The 24,201-nt window shown below is 48.2% G+C and carries 1 protein-coding gene (running past one end of the window); it reads right to left on the reverse strand.

Annotated elements, in window-relative coordinates:
• Positions 1-24,201: the 3' portion of an Ig-like domain-containing protein gene (locus tag K1Y79_RS28235; RefSeq protein ID WP_220253584.1), read on the reverse strand. It continues 3,660 nt past the right edge of the window; the window shows 24,201 of its 27,861 coding nt (coding positions 3,661-27,861); its start codon lies off the right edge, out of view; its stop codon occupies positions 1-3.

A 24,201-nucleotide genomic window follows, 5' to 3' on the forward strand; every position in this document is an offset into this window, starting at 1 on the left:
TTAACGTATTACTGTGATATAATTAACAAACCGCTCGGAGTCATTGACGGTGACAATTACATAGTAAGTGCCGTCTGGTATATTTTCTCCGAAGTGCAGACCGTAGTTGCAGCGGCCATCCCACTCATTATTATAGTTTGCGTTTTTATAGACGATGTTACCCCAGCGGTTGTAGACTTCCAGGCTGATTCTGTCGTTACCCGCGTTACCGATGACAAACTTGTCGTTTTTACCGTCACCATTTGGCGAGAAGCCTTGTGGTATACGGATCTTCGTGGGATTCAGTGTGACAGGTGTAGCGTCATTTTCAGACGGATCGTCGTCGCCGTTCGGATCAGCACTCAGGCCGTTGGTAGATACATCAGTCACATCGGTATTCGTCGTTGCAGATGTTGCGTTGACAGTTGCGCTGTTGTTAAATGTACCGAACTGTTTATTCGGATTTACGTTCACAGTAAACCTGATCGTGTCGCTTGCTCCGATTGCCAGGGTGCTACCATCAGCCAGCAGTGTACTGATTGTACTACCATTGAACTGGTTGTCTGGTCTGAGGCCGCCGGAAGTGATCACATCACCTACGATCTGGAAGGTTGCTGGCGACGGGAAGGTATTCTGGAGGTTATCTTCAACCTGTACATCGTTCAGCGCTTCGTTACCAAGGTTGGTTATTACCAGGGTGTAAGTGACAGAATAGTTACCATTGATTTCCAGTACCGGTTCTGCGGCAGCTTTCGCTATACCTATTACAGGCCTGTCATTCGGACCGGAGACATTAAAGATAACAACACCCGTATCGCAGAGACTTGGCGTACCATTGTCGCAGACCCTGTATATCAGGCTGTCTCTTCCGATGAAGTCTGTATTCGGAGAGTAGGTGAAGGTACCGTCAGCTTTCAGTTCAATTACCCCGTTTGTCGGCGCGGTGATGAGACTGATGGTGAGCGCATCTCCCTCCGGATCACTGATTGCAGGTATTACACTACCGGATTGTGGCGTATTCAGATCTACACTGATGATCTGAACGTTTGCCACCGGCGGATCATTCACCGGTACGATAGTGATAATGAGTACAGCAGTGTCGCAACGTGACGGATTACTGTTGTCACATACCTGGTAGATCACACTATCAGCACCATTGTAGTTATTGTCTGGCGTGTAGGTGAAGCTGCCATCTGCGTTCAGGACAATTGTTCCGTTTGCAGGGCCGGTTATCACTGTTGCCGTCAGGGCGTTACCATCAGGATCGGTGTCATTGGTCAGGACGTTGCCAGTAGCAGTCTGATCTTCGTCAATGGTTACCGCGTCGTTTGTAGCGATTGGCGCTTCATTGCCAGGTACCACGGTAATTCTTATGATGGCAGTGTCACACTGATTATCTGTATCACAGATACGGTATACCATACTATCGAGTCCTTCGTAGTCGAGGTTTGGTGTGTAGATGAATGTGCCGTCAGCGTTGAAGACCACTGTACCATTTACAGGCGGTGTTACCAGCGTAGCGGTGAGTCTGTCACCGTCAGGATCGAAGTCATTTGCGAGTGCGTTGCCGCTGGTAGGCGTATCTTCTACGACGGTCAGTTCGTCAGCCACAGCGATTGGAGCATCCAATCCAGGTACGACGGTGAATATGATGAGTGCCGTATCACAGAGAACAGGCGAGCCGTTGTCACATGTCCGGTAAACTACGGTATCAGCACCATTAAAGTCACGTCCTGGTGTGTAGGTGAAGCTACCATCAGCATTCAGTACAATGGTACCGTTTGATGGTCCGCGGACAACACTAGCATTCAGGTCATCATTTTCAGGGTCGCTGTCATTAGTCAGGACGTTGCCAGTTACCGGCTGATCTTCGGTCACGGTAATCACGTCGTTTACAGCTATTGGCGCATCATTAACAGGAATGATATTAAACCTTACAACGGCGGTGTCGCACAATTGAGGTATTGCATCGTCACAGATGCGGTATACCAGGCTATCGGCCCCGTTATAGTTTGTATTTGGCGTGTAGGTGAAGGTACCGTCTGCGTTCAGTATGACTGTACCATTTACCGGTGCAGTTACCAGACTTGCTGTGAGGTTATCACCGTCAGGGTCGGTATCGTTGGTAAGTACGTTACCGGTAGCTGGTGTATCTTCTGTTACGGCAACCGCGTCATGTACAGCTATTGGCTTATCGTTAACCGGAGTCACGGTAATTCTCAAGATCGCTGTATCACAGAGGCTTGGTGTACCATTGTCACATACGCGGTATACCAGACTATCCAGGCCGTTGTAGTTCGCGTTCGGCGTGTAGGTGAAGCTACCATCTGCGTTAAGTACTACAGTACCGTTTGCAGGGGCGGTTACCAAACTTGCGGACAGGTTATTGCCTTCTAGGTCGGTGTCGTTAGTCAGGACGTTGCCGTTGCCGGTCTGATCTTCTACTACAGCCAGTACGTCGTCTGCGGCGATTGGAGCGTCATTAGCAGGTGTCACTGTGATTCTTAAGATCGCTGTATCGCAGAGGCTTGGTGTACCATTGTCACACACGCGGTATACCAAACTATCCAGGCCGTTGTAGTTCGCATTTGGCTTGTAGGTGAAGCTACCATCTGCGTTGAGTACAACTGTACCGTTTGCAGGGGCGGTTACCAGACTTGCGGACAGGCTGTTGCCTTCTAGGTCGGTGTCGTTAGTCAGGAGATTGCCGGTGCCGGTTTGGTCTTCTACTACAGTCAGTGCGTCGTCTGTTGCAACTGGTGCATCGTTAGCCGGTGTCACTGTGATTCTTAAGATAGCGGTGTCACAAAGGCTTGGTGTACCATTGTCACATACTTGATATACCAGGCTATCCAGGCCGTTGTAGTTCGCGTTCGGCGTATAAGTGAAGCTACCGTCTGCGTTAAGTACTACTGTACCGTTTGCAGGGGCGGTTACCAGACTTGCAGACAGGCTGTTGCCTTCTAGGTCGGTGTCGTTAGTCAGGACGTTGCCGGTGCCGGTTTGGTCTTCTACTACAGTCAGTGCATCATCTGTAGCAACTGGGGCATCGTTAGCAGGTGTCACGGTGATTCTTAGGATCGCTGTGTCACAAAGGCTTGGTGTACCATTGTCACATACGCGGTATACAAGACTATCCAGGCCGTTGTAGTTCGCGTTTGGCGTGTAGGTGAAGCTACCATCTGCGTTGAGTACTACTGTGCCGTTTGCAGGGGCGGTCACCAGGCTCGCGGACAGGCTATTGCCTTCTAGGTCGATATCGTTAGTCAGGACATTGCCGGTGCCGGTTTGGTCTTCTATTACGGTCAGTGCATCGTCTGTAGCAATTGGTGCATCATTAGCCGGCGTCACAGTGATTCTTAAGATCGCTGTATCGCAGAGGCTTGGTGTACCATTGTCACATACTTGGTATACCAAGCTATCCAGGCCGTTATAGTTTGCATTCGGCGTATAGGTAAAGCTACCATCTGCGTTAAGTACTACTGTACCGTTTGCAGGGGCGGTTACCAGACTTGCGGACAGGCTATTGCCTTCTAGGTCGGTGTCGTTAGTCAGGACGTTGCCGGTGCCGGTTTGGTCTTCTACTACGGTCAGTACGTCGTCTGCGGCGATTGGAGCGTCATTAGCAGGTGTCACTGTGATTCTTAGGATCGCTGTGTCACAGAGGCTTGGTGTACCATTGTCACACACGCGGTATACAAGGCTATCCAGGCCGTTGTAGTTCGCATTTGGCGTGTAGGTGAAGCTACCATCTGTATTGAGTATTACAGTACCATTTGCAGGGGCAGTTACCAGACTTGCGGACAGGCTATTGCCTTCTGGATCGGTGTCGTTAGTCAGGACGTTGCCGGTGCCGGTTTGGTCTTCTACTACGGTCAGTACGTCGTCTGTAGCAATTGGTGCATCATTAGCCGGTGTCACGGTGATTCTTAGGATCGCTGTGTCACAAAGGCTTGGTGTACCATTGTCACATACGCGGTATACAAGGCTATCCAGGCCGTTATAGTTTGCATTTGGTGTGTAGGTGAAGCTACCGTCTGCGTTCAGTACCACTGTACCGTTTGCAGGAGCGGTTACCAGACTAGTAGTGAGGTCATCTCCGTCCGGATCGGTGTCGTTAGTTAAAACGTTGCCGGTGCCGGTTTCGTCTTCTATTACGGTCAGTGCGTCGTCTGCGGCGACTGGAGCGTCATTAGCCGGCGTCACGGTGATTCTTAAAATCGCTGTGTCACAGAGGCTTGGTATACCATTGTCACATACTTGATATACCAGGCTATCCAGGCCGTTGTAGTTCGCATTTGGCGTGTAGGTAAAGCTACCATCTGCGTTAAGTACGACTATACCGTTTGCAGGAGCTGTCACCAGACTAGTAGTGAGGCCATCTCCTTCTGGGTCGGTGTCGTTAGTCAGGACGTTGCCGGTGCCGGTTTGGTCTTCTACTACAGTCAGTACGTCGTCTGCGGCGACTGGAGCGTCATTAGCCGGCGTCACGGTGATTCTTAAGATCGCTGTGTCACAGAGGCTTGGTGTACCATTGTCACATACTTGGTATACAAGGCTATCCAGGCCATTGTAGTTCGTGTTCGGCGTATAAGTGAAGCTACCGTCTGCGTTGAGTACTACTGTACCGTTTGCAGGGGCGGTTACCAGACTTGCAGACAGGCTGTTGCCTTCTAGGTCAGTGTCGTTAGTTAGAACGTTGCCGGTGCCGGTTTGGTCTTCTACTACAGTCAGTGCATCGTCTGTGGCAATTGGAGCGTCATTAGCCGGGGTCACAGTGACTCTTAGGATCGCTGTGTCACAAAGGCTTGGTGTACCATTGTCACATACTTGATATACCAGGCTATCCAGGCCGTTGTAGTTCGCATTTGGTGTGTAGGTGAAGCTACCGTCTGCGTTGAGTACGACAGTACCGTTTGCAGGGGCAGTTATCAGACTTGCGGACAGGCTATTGCCTTCTGGATCGGTGTCGTTCGTCAGGACGTTGCCGGTGCCGGTTTGCTCTTCTACTACGGTCAGTACGTCGTCTGTTGCGATTGGTGCATCATTAGCCGGCGTCACAGTGATTCTTAAGATCGCTGTATCGCAGAGGCTTGGTGTACCATTGTCACATACGCGGTATACCAGGCTATCCAGGCCGTTGTAGTTCGCGTTTGGCGTGTAGGTGAAGCTACCGTCTGCATTGAGTACTACTATACCGTTTCCAGGGGCGGTTACCAGACTTGCGGACAGGTTATTGCCTTCTAGGTCGGTGTCGTTCGTCAGGACATTGCCAGTGCCGGTTTGGTCTTCTATTACAGTCAGTGCGTCGTCTGTAGCAACTGGAGCGTCATTAGCCGGCGTCACGGTGATTCTTAGGATCGCTGTGTCACAGAGGCTTGGTGTACCATTGTCACATACTTGGTATACCAAGCTATCCAGGCCGTTGTAGTTCTCGTTCGGCGTATAGGTGAAGCTACCGTCTGCGTTGAGTACTACTGTACCGTTTGCAGGGGCGGTCACGAGACTTGCTGTGAAGTTATCACCTTCTGGATCGGTATCGTTAGTCAGGAGGTTACCGGTGCCGGTTTGGTCTTCTATTACAGTCAGTGCATCGTCTGTAGCAACTGGAGCGTCATTAGCCGGGGTCACAGTGATTCTTAGGATCGCTGTGTCACAGAGGCTTGGTGTTCCATTGTCACATACGCGGTATACAAGACTATCCAGGCCGTTGTAGTTTGCATTCGGCGTGTAGGTGAAGCTACCGTCTGCATTGAGTACTACTGTACCATTTGCAGGAGCGGTTACCAGACTTGCGGACAGGCTATTGCCTTCTAGGTCGGTGTCGTTAGTTAGGACGTTGCCGGTGCCGGTTTGGTCTTCTACTACGGTCAGTGCGTCGTCTGTTCCGATTGGTGCATCGTTAGCAGGTGTCACGGTGATTCTTAGGATCGCTGTGTCACAGAGGCTTGGTGTACCATTGTCACATACGAGGTATACCAGGCTATCCAGGCCGTTGTAGTTTGCATTCGGCGTGTAGGTGAAGCTACCGTCTGCATTGAGTACTACTGTACCGTTTGCAGGGGCGGTTACCAGACTTGCAGACAGGCTGTTGCCTTCTAGGTCGGTGTCGTTAGTCAGGACATTGCCGGTGCCGGTTTGATCTTCTACTACGGTCAGTACGTCGTCTGTTCCGATTGGTGCATCGTTAGCAGGTGTCACGGTGATTCTTAGGATCGCTGTGTGACAGAGGCTTGGTGTACCATTGTCACATATGCGGTATACCAGGCTATCCAGGCCGTTGTAGTTTGCATTCGGCGTGTAGGTGAAGCTACCGTCTGCGTTAAGTACTACTGTACCGTTTGCAGGTGCGGTCACGAGACTTGCTGTGAAGTTATCACCTTCTGGATCGGTATCGTTAGTCAGGAGGTTACCGGTGCCGGTTTGATCTTCTACTACGGTCAGTGCGTCGTCTGTAGCAACTGGTGCATCATTAGCCGGTGTCACGGTGATTCTTAAGATTGCCGTGTCACAGAGGCTTGGTGTACCATTGTCACATACTTGGTATACAAGGCTATCCAGGCCATTGTAGTTCGTGTTCGGCGTATAAGTGAAGCTACCGTCTGCGTTGAGTACTACTGTACCGTTTGCAGGGGCGGTTACCAGAGACGCGGTGAGCGTATTACCCTCTACATCAGTGTCATTAGTCAGGACATTGCCGGTTGCTGGTACATCTTCTGTTACTGTGGCATTATCATCCACAGCTACTGGCGCATCATTCACTGCCTCTACAGTAAATCTTACCACGGCACTGTCACAAAGGCTTGGTGTGCCGTTATCACATACTTGGTAGACCAGACTATCCAGGCCATTATAGTTCGCATTTGGTGTGTAAGTGAAGCTGCCATCTGCATTCAGTACCACTGTACCATTTACAGGAGCAGTTACCAGAGACGCGGTGAGCGTATTACCCTCTACATCTGTGTCATTAGTAAGCACATTACCGGTGACTGGTACATCTTCAGTTACCGTGATATTGTCATCTACAGCTACTGGTGCGTCATTCACTGCATTTACAGTGAATCTCACCACCGCACTGTCACAAAGGCTTGGGGTTCCGTTATCACATACTTGGTAGACCAGACTATCCAGGCCATTATAGTTCGCATTTGGTGTGTAAGTGAAGCTGCCATCTGCATTCAGTACCACTGTACCATTTACAGGAGCAGTTACCAGAGACGCGGTGAGCGTATTACCCTCTACATCTGTGTCATTAGTAAGCACATTACCGGTGACTGGTACATCTTCAGTTACCGTGATATTGTCATCTACAGCTACTGGTGCGTCATTCACTGCATTTACAGTGAATCTCACCACCGCACTGTCACAAAGGCTTGGGGTTCCGTTATCACATACTTGGTAGACCAGACTATCCAGGCCATTATAGTTCGCATTTGGTGTGTAAGTGAAGCTACCATCTGCATTCAGTACCACTGTACCATTTACAGGGGCAGTTACCAGAGATGCGGTGAGCGTATTACCCTCTACATCTGTGTCATTGGTCAGGACATTGCCGGTCGCTGGTACATCTTCAGTTACTGTGATATTGTCATCCACTGCTACTGGTGTGTCATTAGCCGGTGTCACGGTGATTCTTAAGATCGCACTGTCACAAAGGCTTGGTGTGCCATTATCACATACTTGATATACCAGGCTATCTAGGCCGTTGTAGTTCGCATTTGGCGTGTAGGTGAAGCTACCGTCTGCGTTGAGTACTACTGTACCGTTTGCAGGGGCGGTTACCAAATTTGCGGACAGACTATCTCCTTCTGGATCGGCGTCATTAGTCAGGACGTTGCCAGTGCCGGTTTGGTCTTCAATTACGGTCAGTGCGTCATCAGTAGCAATTGGTGCATCATTAGCCGGCGTCACGGTAATTCTTAAGATCGCTGTGTCACAAAGGCTTGGTGTGCCGTTATCACATACTTGATATACGAGGCTATCCAGGCCGTTGTAGTTCGCATTTGGTGTGTAAGTGAAGCTACCATCTGCATTGAGTACTACAGTACCATTTACAGGGGCAGTTACCAGAGACGCGGTGAGCGTATTACCTTCTACATCAGTATCGTTAGTCAGGACATTGCCGGTCACTGGTACATCTTCAGTTACTGTGATATTGTCGTCTATTGCTACTGGAACATCATTCACTGCCTCTACAGTAAATCTTACTACAGCACTATCACAAAGGCTTGGTGTACCATTGTCACATACCTGGTATACCAGGCTATCCAGGCCGTTATAGTTCGCATTTGGTGTGTAAGTGAAGCTACCGTCTGCGTTAAGTACTACTGTACCGTTCGCAGGGGCAGTTACCAGAGACGCGGTCAGTGTGTTATTTTCTACATCAGTGTCGTTAGTCAGGACATTGCCGGTCGCTGGTACATCTTCAGTTACTGTGATGTCGTCATCTACTGCTACTGGTGCGTCATTCACTGCATTTACAGTAAATCTTACTACCGCACTGTCACAAAGGCTTGGTGTACCATTGTCACATACTTGATAAACCAGGCTATCCAGGCCATTATAGTTCGCATTTGGCGTATACGTGAAGCTGCCATCTGGGTTAAGTACTACTGTACCATTTGCAGGGGCTGTTACCAGAGACGCGGTGAGCGTATTACCCTCTACATCAGTGTCGTTAGTCAGAACATTGCCGGTCGCTGGTACGTCTTCAGTAACTGTGATATTATCATCTACAGCTACTGGTGCATCATTTACGGCATTTACAGTAAATCTTACTACCGCACTATCGCAAAGGCTTGGGGTGCCGTTATCACATACCTGGTATACCAGGCTATCCAGACCGTTGTAGTTCGCATTTGGCGTATAAGTGAAGCTGCCATCTGCATTGAGTACTACAGTGCCATTTGCAGGAGCGGTTACCAGAGACGCGGTGAGTGTGTTGCCTTCTACATCTGTGTCGTTAGTCAGGACATTGCCGGTCGCTGGTACATCTTCTGTTACTGTGATGTTGTCATCGACAGCTACTGGTGCATCATTTACTGCCTCTACAGTGAATCTTACCACCGCACTATCGCAAAGGCTTGGTGTTCCGTTATCACATACTTGGTATACCAGGCTATCCAAGCCATTGTAGTTCGCATTTGGCGTATAGGTGAAGCTACCATCTGCGTTGAGTACTACTGTACCGTTTGCAGGGGCGGTCACCAAACTTGCAGACAGGCTATTGCCTTCTAGGTCGGTGTCGTTAGTCAGAACGTTGCCGGTCGCTGGTACATCTTCAGTTACTGTGATATTGTCATCCACTGCTACTGGTGCATCATTTACGGCATTTACAGTAAACCTTACTACCGCACTATCGCAAAGGCTTGGTGTACCATTATCACATACCTGGTAAACAAGGCTATCCAGACCATTATAGTTCGCATTCGGCGTATAAGTGAAGCTACCATCTGCATTCAGTACTACTGTACCATTTACAGGAGCAGTTACCAGAGACGCGGTGAGTGTATTGCCTTCTACATCGGTGTCATTAGTCAGGACATTGCCGGTCGCTGGTACATCTTCAGTTAGTGTGATATTATCATCTACAGCTACTGGAGCATCATTTACTGCATTTACAGTAAATCTTACTACCGCACTATCACACAGGCTTGGTGTGCCGTTATCACATACCTGGTATACCAGGCTATCCAGGCCGTTATAGTTCGCATTCGGCGTATAAGTGAAGCTACCATCTGCATTAAGTACTACTGTACCGTTTGCAGGGGCTGTCACTAGAGACGCGGTGAGTGTGTTATTTTCTACATCAGTATCGTTAGTCAGAACATTGCCGTTGGCTGGTACATCTTCAGTTACTGTGATATTATCATCCACAGCTACTGGCGCATCATTTACGGCATTTACAGTGAATCTTACAACTGCACTGTCACAAAGGCTTGGTGTTCCGTTATCACATACCTGGTATACTAGACTATCCAGGCCATTATAGTTCGCATTTGGTGTGTAAGTGAAGCTACCATCTGCATTCAGTACTACTGTACCGTTTGCAGGGGCAGTTACCAAAGACGCGGTGAGCGTATTACCCTCTACATCAGTGTCATTAGTCAGGACATTGCCGGTGACTGGTACATCTTCAGTTACTGTGATGTTGTCATCCACAGCTACTGGAGCATCATTTACGGCATTTACAGTAAATCTTACTACCGCACTATCACAAAGGCTTGGCGTGCCATTATCACATACCTGGTATACGAGGCTATCCAAGCCATTGTAGTTCGCATTTGGCGTGTAGGTGAAGCTACCGTCTGCGTTGAGTACTACTGTACCGTTTGCAGGGGCGGTTACCAAATTTGCGGACAGACTATCTCCTTCTGGATCGGCGTCATTAGTCAGGACGTTGCCAGTGCCGGTTTGGTCTTCAATTACGGTCAGTGCGTCATCAGTAGCAATTGGTGCATCATTAGCCGGCGTCACGGTAATTCTTAAGATCGCTGTGTCACAGAGGCTTGGTGTACCATTGTCACATACTTGATATACCAGGCTATCCAGGCCGTTGTAGTTCGCGTTTGGCGTGTAGGTGAAGCTACCATCTGCGTTGAGTACTACTGTACCGTTTGCAGGGGCGGTTACCAAATTTGCGGACAGACTATCTCCTTCTGGATCGGCGTCATTAGTCAGGACGTTGCCAGTGCCGGTTTGGTCTTCAATTACGGTCAGTGCGTCATCAGTAGCAATTGGTGCATCATTAGCCGGCGTCACGGTAATTCTTAAGATCGCACTGTCACAAAGGCTTGGTGTACCATTATCACATACTTGGTAGACCAGACTATCCAGGCCATTATAGTTCGCATTTGGCGTATAAGTAAAGCTACCATCTGCATTAAGTACTACTGTACCGTTTGCAGGAGCAGTTACCAGAGACGCGGTCAGTGTATTATTTTCTACATCAGTGTCGTTAGTCAGGACATTGCCGGTTGCTGGTATATCTTCAGTTACTGTGATATTGTCATCCACAGCTATTGGTGCATCATTCACTGCCTCTACAGTGAATCTTACCACTGCACTATCGCAAAGGCTTGGTGTTCCATTGTCACATACCTGGTATATCAGGCTATCCAAACCATTATAGTTCGCATTTGGCGTATATGTGAAGCTGCCATCTGCGTTGAGCACTACTGTGCCATTTGCAGGGGCTGTCACTAGAGACGCGGTGAGCGTATTACCTTCTACATCTGTGTCGTTAGTCAGGACATTGCCGGTCGCTGGTACATCCTCAGTTACTGTGACATTGTCATCCACTGCTACGGGCGCATCATTTACAGCATTTACAGTAAACCTTACCACTGCACTGTCACAAAGGCTTGGTGTGCCATTGTCACATACTTGGTATACCAGGCTATCCAGGCCATTATAGTTCGCATTTGGTGTATAGGTAAAGCTACCATCTGCATTGAGTACTACAGTACCATTTGTAGGAGCGGTTACCAGAGACGCGGTGAGTGTGTTGCCTTCTACATCTGAGTCATTAGTCAGGACATTGCCGGTCGCTGGTACATCTTCAGTTACTGTGATATTGTCATCTACAGCTACTGGTGCATCATTTACTGCCGCTACATTAAATCTTACCACTGCACTATCACAAAGGCTTGGTGTGCCATTGTCACATACTTGATATACAAGACTATCCAAGCCATTGTAGTTCGCATTTGGCGTATAGGTGAAGCTGCCATCTGCATTGAGTATTACAGTGCCATTTGCAGGAGCGGTTACCAGAGACGCGGTGAGTGTGTTGCCTTCTACATCTGTGTCGTTAGTCAGGACATTGCCGGTAGCTGGTACATCTTCCGTTACTGTGATATTATCATCCACAGCTACTGGTGCATCATTTACGGCATTTACAGTAAATCTTACTACCGCACTATCACACAGGCTTGGTGTACCGTTATCACATACTTGGTATACCAGGCTGTCCAGACCATTGTAGTTTGCATTTGGTGTGTAAGTGAAGCTACCATCTGCGTTAAGTACTACTGTACCGTTTGCAGGGGCAGTTACCAGAGACGCGGTGAGTATGTTACCCTCTACATCAGTGTCATTAGTCAGGACATTGCCGGTCGCTGGTACATCTTCCGTTACTGTGATATTGTCATCCACAGCTACTGGCGCATCATTCACTGCCTCTACAGTAAACCTTACTACCGCACTATCGCAAAGGCTTGGTGTGCCATTATCACATAGCTGGTATACCAGGCTATCCAAACCATTATAGTTCGCATTTGGCGTATAGGTGAAGCTGCCATCTGCGTTTAGTACTACGGTACCATTTGCAGGAGCTGTCACTAGAGACGCGGTGAGTGTGTTATTTTCTACATCAGTGTCATTAGTCAGGACATTGCCAGTCGCAGGTACATCTTCGGTTACTGTGATATCGTCATCTACAGCTACTGGTGCGTCATTTACGGCATTTATAGTAAACCTTACTATCGCACTATCGCAAAGGCTTGGTGTGCCATTATCACATACTTGGTATACCAGGCTATCTAGGCCATTATAGTTCGCATTCGGCGTATAAGTGAAGCTGCCATCTGCGTTTAGTACTACGGTACCATTTGCAGGAGCTGTTACAAGACTAGCAGTAAGGCCATCGCCTTCTGGGTCAGTGTCGTTAGTCAGGACATTTCCGGTAGCTGGTACATCTTCCGTTACTGTGATATTATCATCCACAGCTACTGGTGCATCATTTACGGCATTTACAGTAAATCTTACTACCGCACTATCACACAGGCTTGGTGTACCGTTATCACATACTTGGTATACCAGGCTGTCCAGACCATTGTAGTTTGCATTTGGTGTGTAAGTGAAGCTACCATCTGCGTTAAGTACTACTGTACCGTTTGCAGGGGCAGTTACCAGAGACGCGGTGAGTATGTTACCCTCTACATCAGTGTCATTAGTCAGGACATTGCCGGTGGCTGGTACATCTTCCGTTACTGTGATATTGTCATCTACTGCTACTGGCCCATCATTTACTGCCTCTACAGTAAATCTTACCACTGCACTATCACACAAGCTTGGTGTACCATTATCACATACTTGGTATACCAGACTATCCAGGCCGTTATAGTTCGCATTTGGTGTGTAGGTGAAGCTACCGTCTGCGTTAAGTACTACTGTACCGTTTGCAGGAGCAGTTACCAGAGACGCGGACAGACCATCTCCTTCTGGATCGGTGTCATTAGTCAGGACATTGCCGATCGCTGGTACATCTTCGGTTACTGTGACATTGTCATCCACAGCTACTGGAGCATCATTTACGGCATTTACAGTAAATCTTACTACCGCACTATCACAAAGGCTTGGTGTACCGTTATCACATACTTGGTATACCAGACTATCCAGGCCATTGTAATTTGCATTTGGCGTATAGGTGAAGCTGCCATCTGCATTAAGTATTACTGTACCGTTTGCAGGGGCTGTCACTATAGACGCGGTGAGCGTATTACCCTCTACATCAGTGTCGTTAGTCAGGACATTGCCGGTGGCTGGAACATCCTCAGTTACTGTGATATTATCATCTACAGCTACTGGTGCATCATTTACGGCATTTACAGTAAATCTTACCACCGCACTATCACAAAGACTCGGAGTGCCATTGTCACATACTTGGTATACCAGGCTATCCAGGCCGTTATAGTTTGCATTTGGCGTATAAGTAAAGCTACCATCTGCGTTAAGTACTATTGTACCATTTGCAGGGGCAGTTACCAGAGACGCGGTCAGTGTGTTATTTTCTACATCAGTGTCGTTAGTCAGGACATTGCCGATCGCTGGTACATCTTCAGTTACTGTGATATTGTCATCCACAGCTACTGGCGCATCATTTACGGCATTTATAGTGAATCTTACAACAGCACTATCGCAAAGGCTTGGGGTGCCATTATCACATACTTGGTATACCAGGCTATCCAGACCGTTGTAGTTCTCATTTGGCGTGTAAGTGAAGCTACCATCTGCATTGAGTACGACAGTTCCGTTTGCAGGAGCAGTTACCAGACTAGCAGTAAGGCCGTCGCCTTCTGGGTCGGTGTCGTTAGTCAGGACATTGCCGGTGGCTGGTACATCTTCAGTTACTGTGATATTGTCATCTACAGCTGCTGGTGCGTCATTTACGGCATTTATGGTGAACCTTACCACCGCACTATCGCAAAGGCTTGGTGTTCCGTTATCACATACCTGGTATACCAGGCTATCCAGGCCGTTATAGTTTGCATTCGGCGTATAAGTGAAGCTGCCATCCGCGTTGAGTACTACTGTACCATTTGCAGGGGCTGTCACTAGAGACGCGGTGAGTGTGTTATTTTCTACATCAGTGTCGTTAGTCAGGGCATTGCCGTTAGCTGGTACATCTTCAGTTACTGTGAGGTTGTCATCCACAGCTACTGGCGCATCATTTACGGCATTTACAGTGAATCTCACCACCGCACTGTCACAAAGGCTTGGTGTGCCGTTATCACATACTTGGTATACCAGACTATCCAGGCCATTATAGTTTGCATTCGGCGTATACGTGAAGCTGCCATCTGCATTTAGTACCACTGTACCATTTACAGGAGCAGTTACCAGACTAACAGTGAGACCATCGCCTTCTGGGTCAGTGTCGTTAGTCAGGACATTGCCGGTCGCTGGTACATCTTCTGTTACTGTGATATTGTCATCTACAGCTATTGGTGCATCATTCACTGCCTCTACAGTAAACCTTACCACTGCACTGTCACAAAGGCTTGGTGTACCGTTATCACATACTTGGTATACCAGACTATCCAAACCATTATAGTTCGCATTTGGCGTATAGGTGAAGCTGCCATCTGCATTTAGTACTACTGTACCATTTACAGGGGCAGTTACCAGAGACGCGGTAAGCGTATTACCATCTACATCTGTGTCATTGGTCAGGACATTGCCGGTCGCTGGTACATCTTCAGTGACAGTAATACTGTCATCTACTGCTACTGGTGCGTCATTTACGGCATTGACAGTAAATCTTACTACCGCACTATCGCAAAGGCTTGGTGTACCGTTATCACATACTTGGTATACCAGACTATCCAAACCATTATAGTTCGCATTTGGCGTATAGGTAAAGCTGCCATCTGCGTTCAGTATTACTGTGCCATTTGCAGGGGCTGTCACTAGAGACGCGGTAAGCGTATTACCTTCTACATCTGTGTCGTTAGTCAGGACATTGCCGGTCGCTGGTACATCCTCAGTAACTGTGATATTATCATCCACAGCTACTGGTGCATCATTCACTGCCTCAACAGTAAACCTTACCACTGCACTGTCACAAAGGCTTGGTGTACCATTATCACATACTTGGTAGACCAGACTATCCAGGCCGTTATAGTTTGCATTCGGCGTATAAGTAAAGCTGCCATCTGCATTGAGTACGACAGTTCCGTTTGCAGGGGCGGCTACCAGAGACGCGGTGAGTGTGTTGCCTTCTACATCAGTGTCATTAGTCAGGACATTGCCAGTCGCAGGTACATCTTCGGTTACTGTGATATCGTCATCTACTGCTATTGGTGCATCATTCACTGCCTCTACAGTAAATCTTACTACCGCACTGTCACACAGGCTTGGTGTGCCGTTATCACATACTTGGTAGACCAGACTATCAAGTCCGTTGTAGTTCGCATTCGGCGTATAGGTAAAGCTACCATCTGCGTTAAGTACTACCGTACCATTTACAGGAGCGGTTACCAGAGACGCGGTGAGCGTATTACCCTCTACATCTGTGTCATTAGTCAGGACATTACCGGTCGCTGGTACATCTTCAGTTACTGTGATGTTGTCATCCACAGCTACTGGCGCGTCATTCACTGCCTCAACAGTGAATCTTACTATCGCACTATCGCAAAGGCTCGGTGTTCCGTTATCACATACCTGGTATACCAGACTATCCAGGCCATTGTAGTTCGCATTTGGCGTATAGGTGAAGCTACCATCTGCGTTTAGTACCACTATACCATTTGCAGGAGCTGTTACCAAAGACGCGGTGAGCGTATTACCCTCTACATCTGTGTCATTAGTCAGGACATTTCCGGTGGCCGGTACATCTTCAGTTACTGTGATGTTGTCATCCACAGCTACTGGCGCGTCATTCACTGCCTCAACAGTGAATCTTACTATCGCACTATCGCAAAGGCTTGGTACACCATTATCACATACCCGGTACACCAGGCTATCCAAACCATTATAATTCGCATTCGGTGTATAGGTAAAGCTACCATCTGCATTTAATACCACTGTGCCATTTACAGGAGCAGTTACCAGGCTTGCTGTCAACCCATCCCCTTCCGGATCAGTGTCATTTGTAAGCACATTACCCGTGCCCGGCACATCTTCCGTTACTATCACATTGTCATCCACCGCAACCGGTGCGTCATTCACCGGTGTGACAATAAACGACAACAATGCTGTATCACAAGCGCCCGAAGGATCACAGGCAGTGTAAACAGCGCCGTCCGGACCATTATAGCCCGGATTTGGTGTATATGTGAACGTGCCGTTGGCATTAAATACCAGCGCACCATTGGTCGTAGTAGAGATCAATGTAGCTACCAGCGGATCCCCGTCAGGATCTGTATCGTTATCCAATACATTACCCGTCATCAAACTATCCTCTGGTAACGCATAGACATTATTCAATGCTATCGGCCTGTCATTGACACTGTTCACCGTAATTGTGACAAGTGCAGTATCGCATAAGCCTGCCGGATCACAAGCCCTGTATATAAAGGTGTCAATACCATTATAGCCAGGATCTGGTACGTAAATAAATGAATTTTCACTGTTCAGGGTCACACGGCCATGTGCTGCCGGTACCTGTATCGCAATAGATAAAGGATCTCCATCCACATCACTGTCATTTGCCATCAAACCTGGTGCCGGCACACTCAGCACAATATCCTCGTCCGTCTGATAAGCATCCGGCAATGCTACAGGGGCATCGTTCACAGGTGTAATAGTCAATCTGATATAACCGGTGTCGCATGCGCCATACGGATCGCACACCTCATATTGCACACTGTCCAGACCGTTGAAGTTGAGATCAGGTCTGTAAGTATACGTTCCGTCCGGATTAGTTGTGTAAGAACCATGTAACGGAGTACCAATAGGACGTCCCTGTAACGCATCTCCATCCGGATCATAGTCATTAATCAACGCTACCTGCGCTGTAAAGGTAATTACTGTGTCTTCGCTTCTCGTAAACTGATCGTCAACTGCTACCGGACGGTCATTCACCGGATTAATGATAAACAGGATCTTCGCTGTATCACACGCGCCAAATGGATCACAAACATTATAAACTGCACTATCCCTGCCATTGTAATCCCTATTTGGTGTATAGGTGAAGCCGCCATTCTGATTCAACAACAGCTGACCATGTAATGCGGTAGTAACAATACTTGCTGATAACTGGTCCCCATCAATATTGATATCGTTGGCCAGTACGCCAGGTGCTCCCACAACTATTGTGCTGTCCTCCTTAAACACATAGATATCTGTCTGGCCTACAGGCGCATCATTCACCGGTAATACATTAATAGTTACTGTGCCACTTGCACATTGCGTAGTGCCCAACGTATCACATACCTGGTACGTAAATCTGTCTGTTCCATTGAAGTTCGCGTTTGGCGTATAAGTAAAGCTGCCATCCGCATTCATTGTAACAGTACCATTAGCCGGAACAGTCTCCAGACTAGCTATCAGCGGAGCGCCATCCGGATCTCTATCATTAGCCAGCACTCCCGGCGCTGCTACTGTCAGCGGTGTATCTTCATCTGTTGTATAACTGTCGTTTGCTGCTATTGGTGGATCTGCTACAGGCGTTACTGTAAACCTTACAACACCCGTATCGCAGGCTCCGGAAGGATCACACACGCTATACAGCAGACTGTCCGGACCATTATAGTTAGGTGCAGGCGTGTATGTGAAACTACCATCACGATTCAGAACAACTGTGCCTCGTGCAGGGTTTGTCAACACCGTTACACCCAACGGATCTCCGTCCACGTCAGTATCATTGCGTAGGACGCCTGGAGGCGCTACCGTCAGACTACCATCCTCATCCACCGAGAACTGATCATCCTGCGCTACTGGTCTATCATTTACCGGCAGCAATTCCACTACTACTATACCTGTGTCACAAGCGCCCGAAGGATCACACACCGCATACTGGATGCTATCAAGGCCATAAAAGTCGCGGACAGGGGTATAGGTATACGTACCGTCCGGATTCAATACTACTGTTCCTTTTGTCAATGTTCCTATCGGTCTGCCGGTCAGTACATCCCCATCTACATCTATATCATTGGCTAGAATGACTGATGGCGGGAACGTAATGACGGTATCTTCTGTCCTCACAAAGTAGTCATTCACTGCTATCGGTGGATCGTTAACAGGTATTATCGTAATAACTACATTGGAAGTATCACACAGTCCGCCAAGATCACAGGCCCGGTATGTGAAGGAATCCCTTCCATTGAAATTGCTGTTTGGCCTGTAAGTAAATGAGCCGTCTGAATTGAGCGTCAATGATCCATTAGCAGGATTCACTAAACTCGACACCAATACATCTCCATCCGGATCTGTATCATTCCGGAGTACACCTGCTGTTGCGGGCACATTCAGCACTACATCTTCCTGTGTCTCGTAGGCATCCGGCCTTGCTACCGGCGCATCGTTTTCTGCTGTTATTTCCAGAATAATCAGACCGGTATCACACAGGCCTCCACCGTCACACACTTCATACTGAATACTATCCAGTCCGTTAAAGTTTGGCGCTGGCCTATATGTATAAGTACCATCCGGATTAGACGAATAAGTACCGTTCTGCAGGTTACCAATTGGTCTGCCAGTCAGCACATCTCCATCTACATCTATATCATTGGCCAGGATCACTGATGGTGGGAACGTGATCACGGTATCTTCTGCTCTTGAGAAATAATCGTTAACTGCTATCGGTGCATCATTCACCGGCGTCACAATCAATGTCACCGTAGCCTGGGTACAAGCACCGCTCAGGTCACATGCCTGATAGGTGAATCCGTCTGTACCATTGAAGTTCAGATTCGGGCGATAAACAAATGAACCATCAGGATTCAAAGTAAGTGAGCCGTTCGCCGGACTCAACAATGTAGACACCAATGCTTCTCCATCTGCATCTGTATCGTTAATCAATACACCCCTTCCTACCGGCACATTGAGTACGCTGTCTTCTGCTACGGTATACTGATCATTACCTGTCACTGGCGGGTCATTGACCGGATTAACAGTGATGATTACAAATGCCGAATCACACAGCCCTCCACCGTCACAGATCTGGTACTGGAAGAAGTCTGTACCATTGAAGTTCTCGCCCGGGGTATAAGTATATGCGCCTGACATATCAAATTCAACCGTACCACTGGACGGTCCCGCTACCAGCGATACCGCCAGTTCGTCATTCTCCGGATCACTGTCATTCGTTAATACATTGCCACTTACCGGCGTATCCTCATCTGTAGTAACAGAGTCATTCAACGCAACCGGTGGATCATTCACTGGTCTTACTGTAATAAATACCAGGGCTGTATCACAAGCACCGTTTGCATCACAGGCGTTATATACAAACTGGTCTGTACCATTGAAGTCTACATTAGGCCTGTAAGAGAAGCTACCGTCCGACCAGATAGTAATTACGCCATTGGCCGGTGGTGTTACCAGTGTAGCATTCAGCTGACTGTTAGGATCCGGATCTGTGTCATTACCCAGCAATCCCGGTGCAGCCACATTCAATATCTCATCTTCATTAGTAGTATAGAAATTCACATTTGCTACCGGCGGATCATTCTCATCTCCGACGTTGAAGTAAATACGTGCAGTATCACAGGCGCCTGATGGATCGCATACCCGGTACAATGCAGAGTCCAATCCGGTGGAATCCAGGGTCGGTGTATAAACAAATGTACCATTGCTATTGAATACAATAGTGCCCCTGGCCGGCAGGTCGATCAGCGTAAAGGTCAGCGGATCACCGTCTGCATCTGTGTCATTCAAGCCAACATTTCCGCTGATCTGTACGTCTTCATCGCCATTTAATACATCATCACGGGCAATTACCGTATCATTTACCGGCGTAATAATGATATATGCAGTATCGCTTACACAGCTTCCTGAAGGATCACATACGTTGTAAGTAAAGAAGTCGTTGCCATTATAATCTCTTTCAGGCACAAAACTAAAGCCACCATCGGCTGACAATGTCAGCGTACCATGCGTAGTGGTCGTCAGCAACGTTACCCGCAGACTATCACCGTCCACATCTGTATCATTGGCAAGCACACCATTGGCTGCAATGACATTCAGCACTACATCTTCAGGAGTGGTATAGGTCTCTGAGGAGGTTACCGGCGCATCATTTTCCGGTGTTACCACAATACGTACTACTGCTGAGTCACATGTGCCATTATTATCACATACCCTGTAAATGAAAGTATCCAGTCCGCGATAATCACGGTTTGGTGTATAAACAAAGCTACCATTTGCATTAAAGGTAACCACCCCATTAGCAGGGTTCTGCACGATGCCACTCAGTGTGATAGGATCTCCATCTGGATCTGCGTCATTGAACAGCAAGCCTGGTGCTGTAATATTTAACGGTACGTCTTCCGGCGTAGTGTAGTTATCGTCCACTGCCAGTGGCGCATCGTTCTGGGGCGTGATAGTCAGGCGTACCACCGCTGTATCACAGGCGGCTGGTACGTTATTATCACAAACGTTATATACAAACAGGTCTGTTCCATTGTAATCTCTCCGCGGCGTATAGGTGAAGCTACCATTCGCATTTACCACTACAGTACCATGCAGCGGCTGCCTGAAGATGCCTGTTACCTGCAGCGGATTACCATCAATATCTGTATCATTAGCCAACAGGCCTGGTGCAGGTATTGTCAGCGGCACATCTTCCTGTAAGGTATAACTATCATCTATGCCATCTGGTGGATCGTTAACTGGTGTAACATTGATTGTTACAGTTCCTGTATCGCAGAGAGAAGGAGTACCATTGTCACACGCCAGGTAGGTAAAGGTAACTGTACCATTGAAGTTTGGCGCAGGTGTATATACAAAGCCGCCATTGGCATTCAGTACTACTGTGCCGCTTGCTGGTGCAACCAGTAAGCTGGCAGTCAGCGCATCGCCCTCCTTATCCCGGTCGTTGAATAGTACCCCGGCAGCAGCGATCGTGAGTGTATTGTCTTCACTCACAGAATACACGTCATTGACCACAAGTGGGGTATCATTCACTGGTGTAACAGTAATACTTACCAGCGCTGTATCACAAAGGCCGCTACCATCACAGGCTCTGTAAGTAAAGGTGTCTATTCCGTTAAAGTCAGCATTTGGCCGGTATACAAATGCGCCGTTACTGTTCAGCGTAACCGTTCCGTTTAAAGGATTACGGAGGATGCTGGATGTCAGTACATCTCCGTCTACATCTGTATCATTGGTCAATACACCTGGCGCAGCTATGGTCAGCACCGCTTCTTCAGCAGTGGTGTAACTATCGTCTCCGGCAAACGGCTTATCATTTACAGGCTGCACGGTCAGCACAACTATGCCGGTATCACAAGCGCCTGACGGATCACATACCCGGTACAAGATGGTGTCGGCACCATTGAAGTTAGCGGCTGGGGTATAGGTAAACGCACCGTTCGGATTCAGTGTAAGCGTACCATTAGCCGGTGCCCGCACTACACTGGCCGTCAGCGGATCCCCATCAGGATCGTTATCATTGAAGAGTAGACCTGGGGCATTGACAACCAAAGGTACGTCTTCATTAAGGGTATACCCGATATCACCGGCTATTGGTGCGTCATTAACCGCTGCTACATTAATAGTTACAGTAGCGGTATCACAGCCTCCCTGTCCGTCACAGACACGGTATGTATAAGTATCTGTTCCATTGAAGTTCCTTCCAGGTATATAAGTGAAGCTGCCATCAGGATTCTGCGTAACTGTACCATTTACTGGTCCGGCTACTAAAGCAGCGGTCAGCGGATCTCCATCCACATCTGTATCATTAGCCAGTACTCCTGGCGCTGCTATAGTCAGCGGCGTATCTTCTGTTCCATTGTAAGTGTCGTCCACCCCTACCGGTGCATCATTCTCTGCTGACACGGTGATTGTTGCGGTAGCAGTATCGCACAACTGCGGTGTACCGTTATCACATACGGAGAAGGTGAAAGCATCTGTACCGTTGAAGTTTGCATTCGGTGTATAGGTAAAGCTGCCATCAGCGTTTACTGTAATCGTTCCATTGGCTGGTTGTGTAACCAGTGCGGCTGTCAGCACACCTCCCTCCTTGTCTCGGCTGGCCCCCAGTAATCCCGGTGGATTGATACTAAGCGGTATATCTTCCCGGGCGGAGAAGCTGACATCTCCTGCATCAGGAGCATCATTCACTGCATTAATCGTCAATACAACTGTACCTGTATCACACGCACCGCTGCCATCGCATACCCGGTAGGTGAACGCATCGTTACCATTAAAGTCTGCTGCTGGTACATACGTAAAGCTGCCATCACTATTCACCGTAACCCTGCCATTAGCCGGATTAGTTACGAGCGCTGCTGTCAGCGTATTACCATCTGCGTCTGTATCATTTGCCAGCAGACCAGGCGCTGCTATGTTCAACGGGGTGTCTTCATTTAAGATATATGCGTCATTTACGGCTACCGGTGTGTCATTCACTGGTCTGACAGTTATTGTCACCAGCGCGGTATCGCACAACTGTGGTATGCCATTATCACATGCACGGTAACTGAAGCTTACTACTCCATTAAAATCAGGTGCAGGTGTATATACCAGGCGGCCGTTAGCACTGAGTGTTGCAGTACCGCTGGCAGGATTAGTCACCAGGCTGACAGACAGCGTATTACCGTCCACATCTGTATCATTACCCAGTACACCAGGTACAACTACGTCCAGCACTCTGTCCTCATCAGTTGCATAAGTATCGTCATTGGCTACCGGCGCATCATTCACACTATTCACCGTAATAGTCACAGTGGCATTACTACATGCGCCACTTGCGTCGCAAGCTGAATATACAAAGGATACTACCCCATTAAAATTAGGCGCTGGCACATAACGGAACGAGCCATTGGCATTCAGCGTCAACGTACCACTTGCAGGTGCGGTAACCAGATTAGCACTCAGCACATCGTTATCTGCGTCTGTATCATTAGCCAGCACACCGTTAGCCGGAATGTCCAGCGGGGTATCTTCATCTGTAGTATAACTATCATTAACGGCTACAGGCGCATCATTCTCATTACCCACCTCCAGTGTTACAGTAGCAGTATCACAGGCTCCGGAGCCATCGCATACGCGATAAGTAAAGGTGGCAATACCATTGAAGTTGGCTGGTGGTGTGTAGGTCAGCGAACCATTTCCATTCAATACCAGTGTACCTACTGTTACCGGTGTAACCAGCACTGCTGTCAGCTGATCTCCATCAGGATCACTATCATTATCCAGTATACCAGGCGCAGGTATGGTAATGGTCATATCCTCTACCAGGTTAATGTCATCATCTACAGCCACTGGCGGATCATTGACCGGTGTAATATTAATAGTAACCGTAGCGGTGTTTGACAATGTGCCCAGGTTGTCTCTTACTGTATAACTGAATACATCTCTTCCATTATAGTTCACATTTGGCGTATAAGTAACAACACCATTTGCAGCAATGGAAACAGTACCGCTGGCGGGTTGATTGACAATCGTCACACTACCTGTATTAATGGTACCGTCTACATCTGTATCATTGGCAAGAATATTAATATTAACAGCTACGTCTTCGTTGGTAGTAACTACGTCATTACCTGCTACAGGCGCTGTATTAATGATGATCTGCACATCATCAGTGCTTGGGGTACATGGCGCATTGTTAATAGTCCAGCGGAAGATATAGGTTCCAGGTACCAATCCTGTAACACTGGTGGTAGGATTGGCCGGATTCACAATATTCGCTGTATTCGGACCAGACACCTGTGTCCACGTGCCAGTACCAGTTGCCGGAGCATTCCCTGCTAATGTCACCATTGTTGCATTCAGCGGTCCCTGGTCAGGACCGGCGTTTGCAGCGGTGGTTGTCCCACTTACTGTTACCTG

This window comes from Chitinophaga rhizophila (assembly GCF_019492185.1).
GTDB lineage: Bacteria > Bacteroidota > Bacteroidia > Chitinophagales > Chitinophagaceae > Chitinophaga > Chitinophaga rhizophila.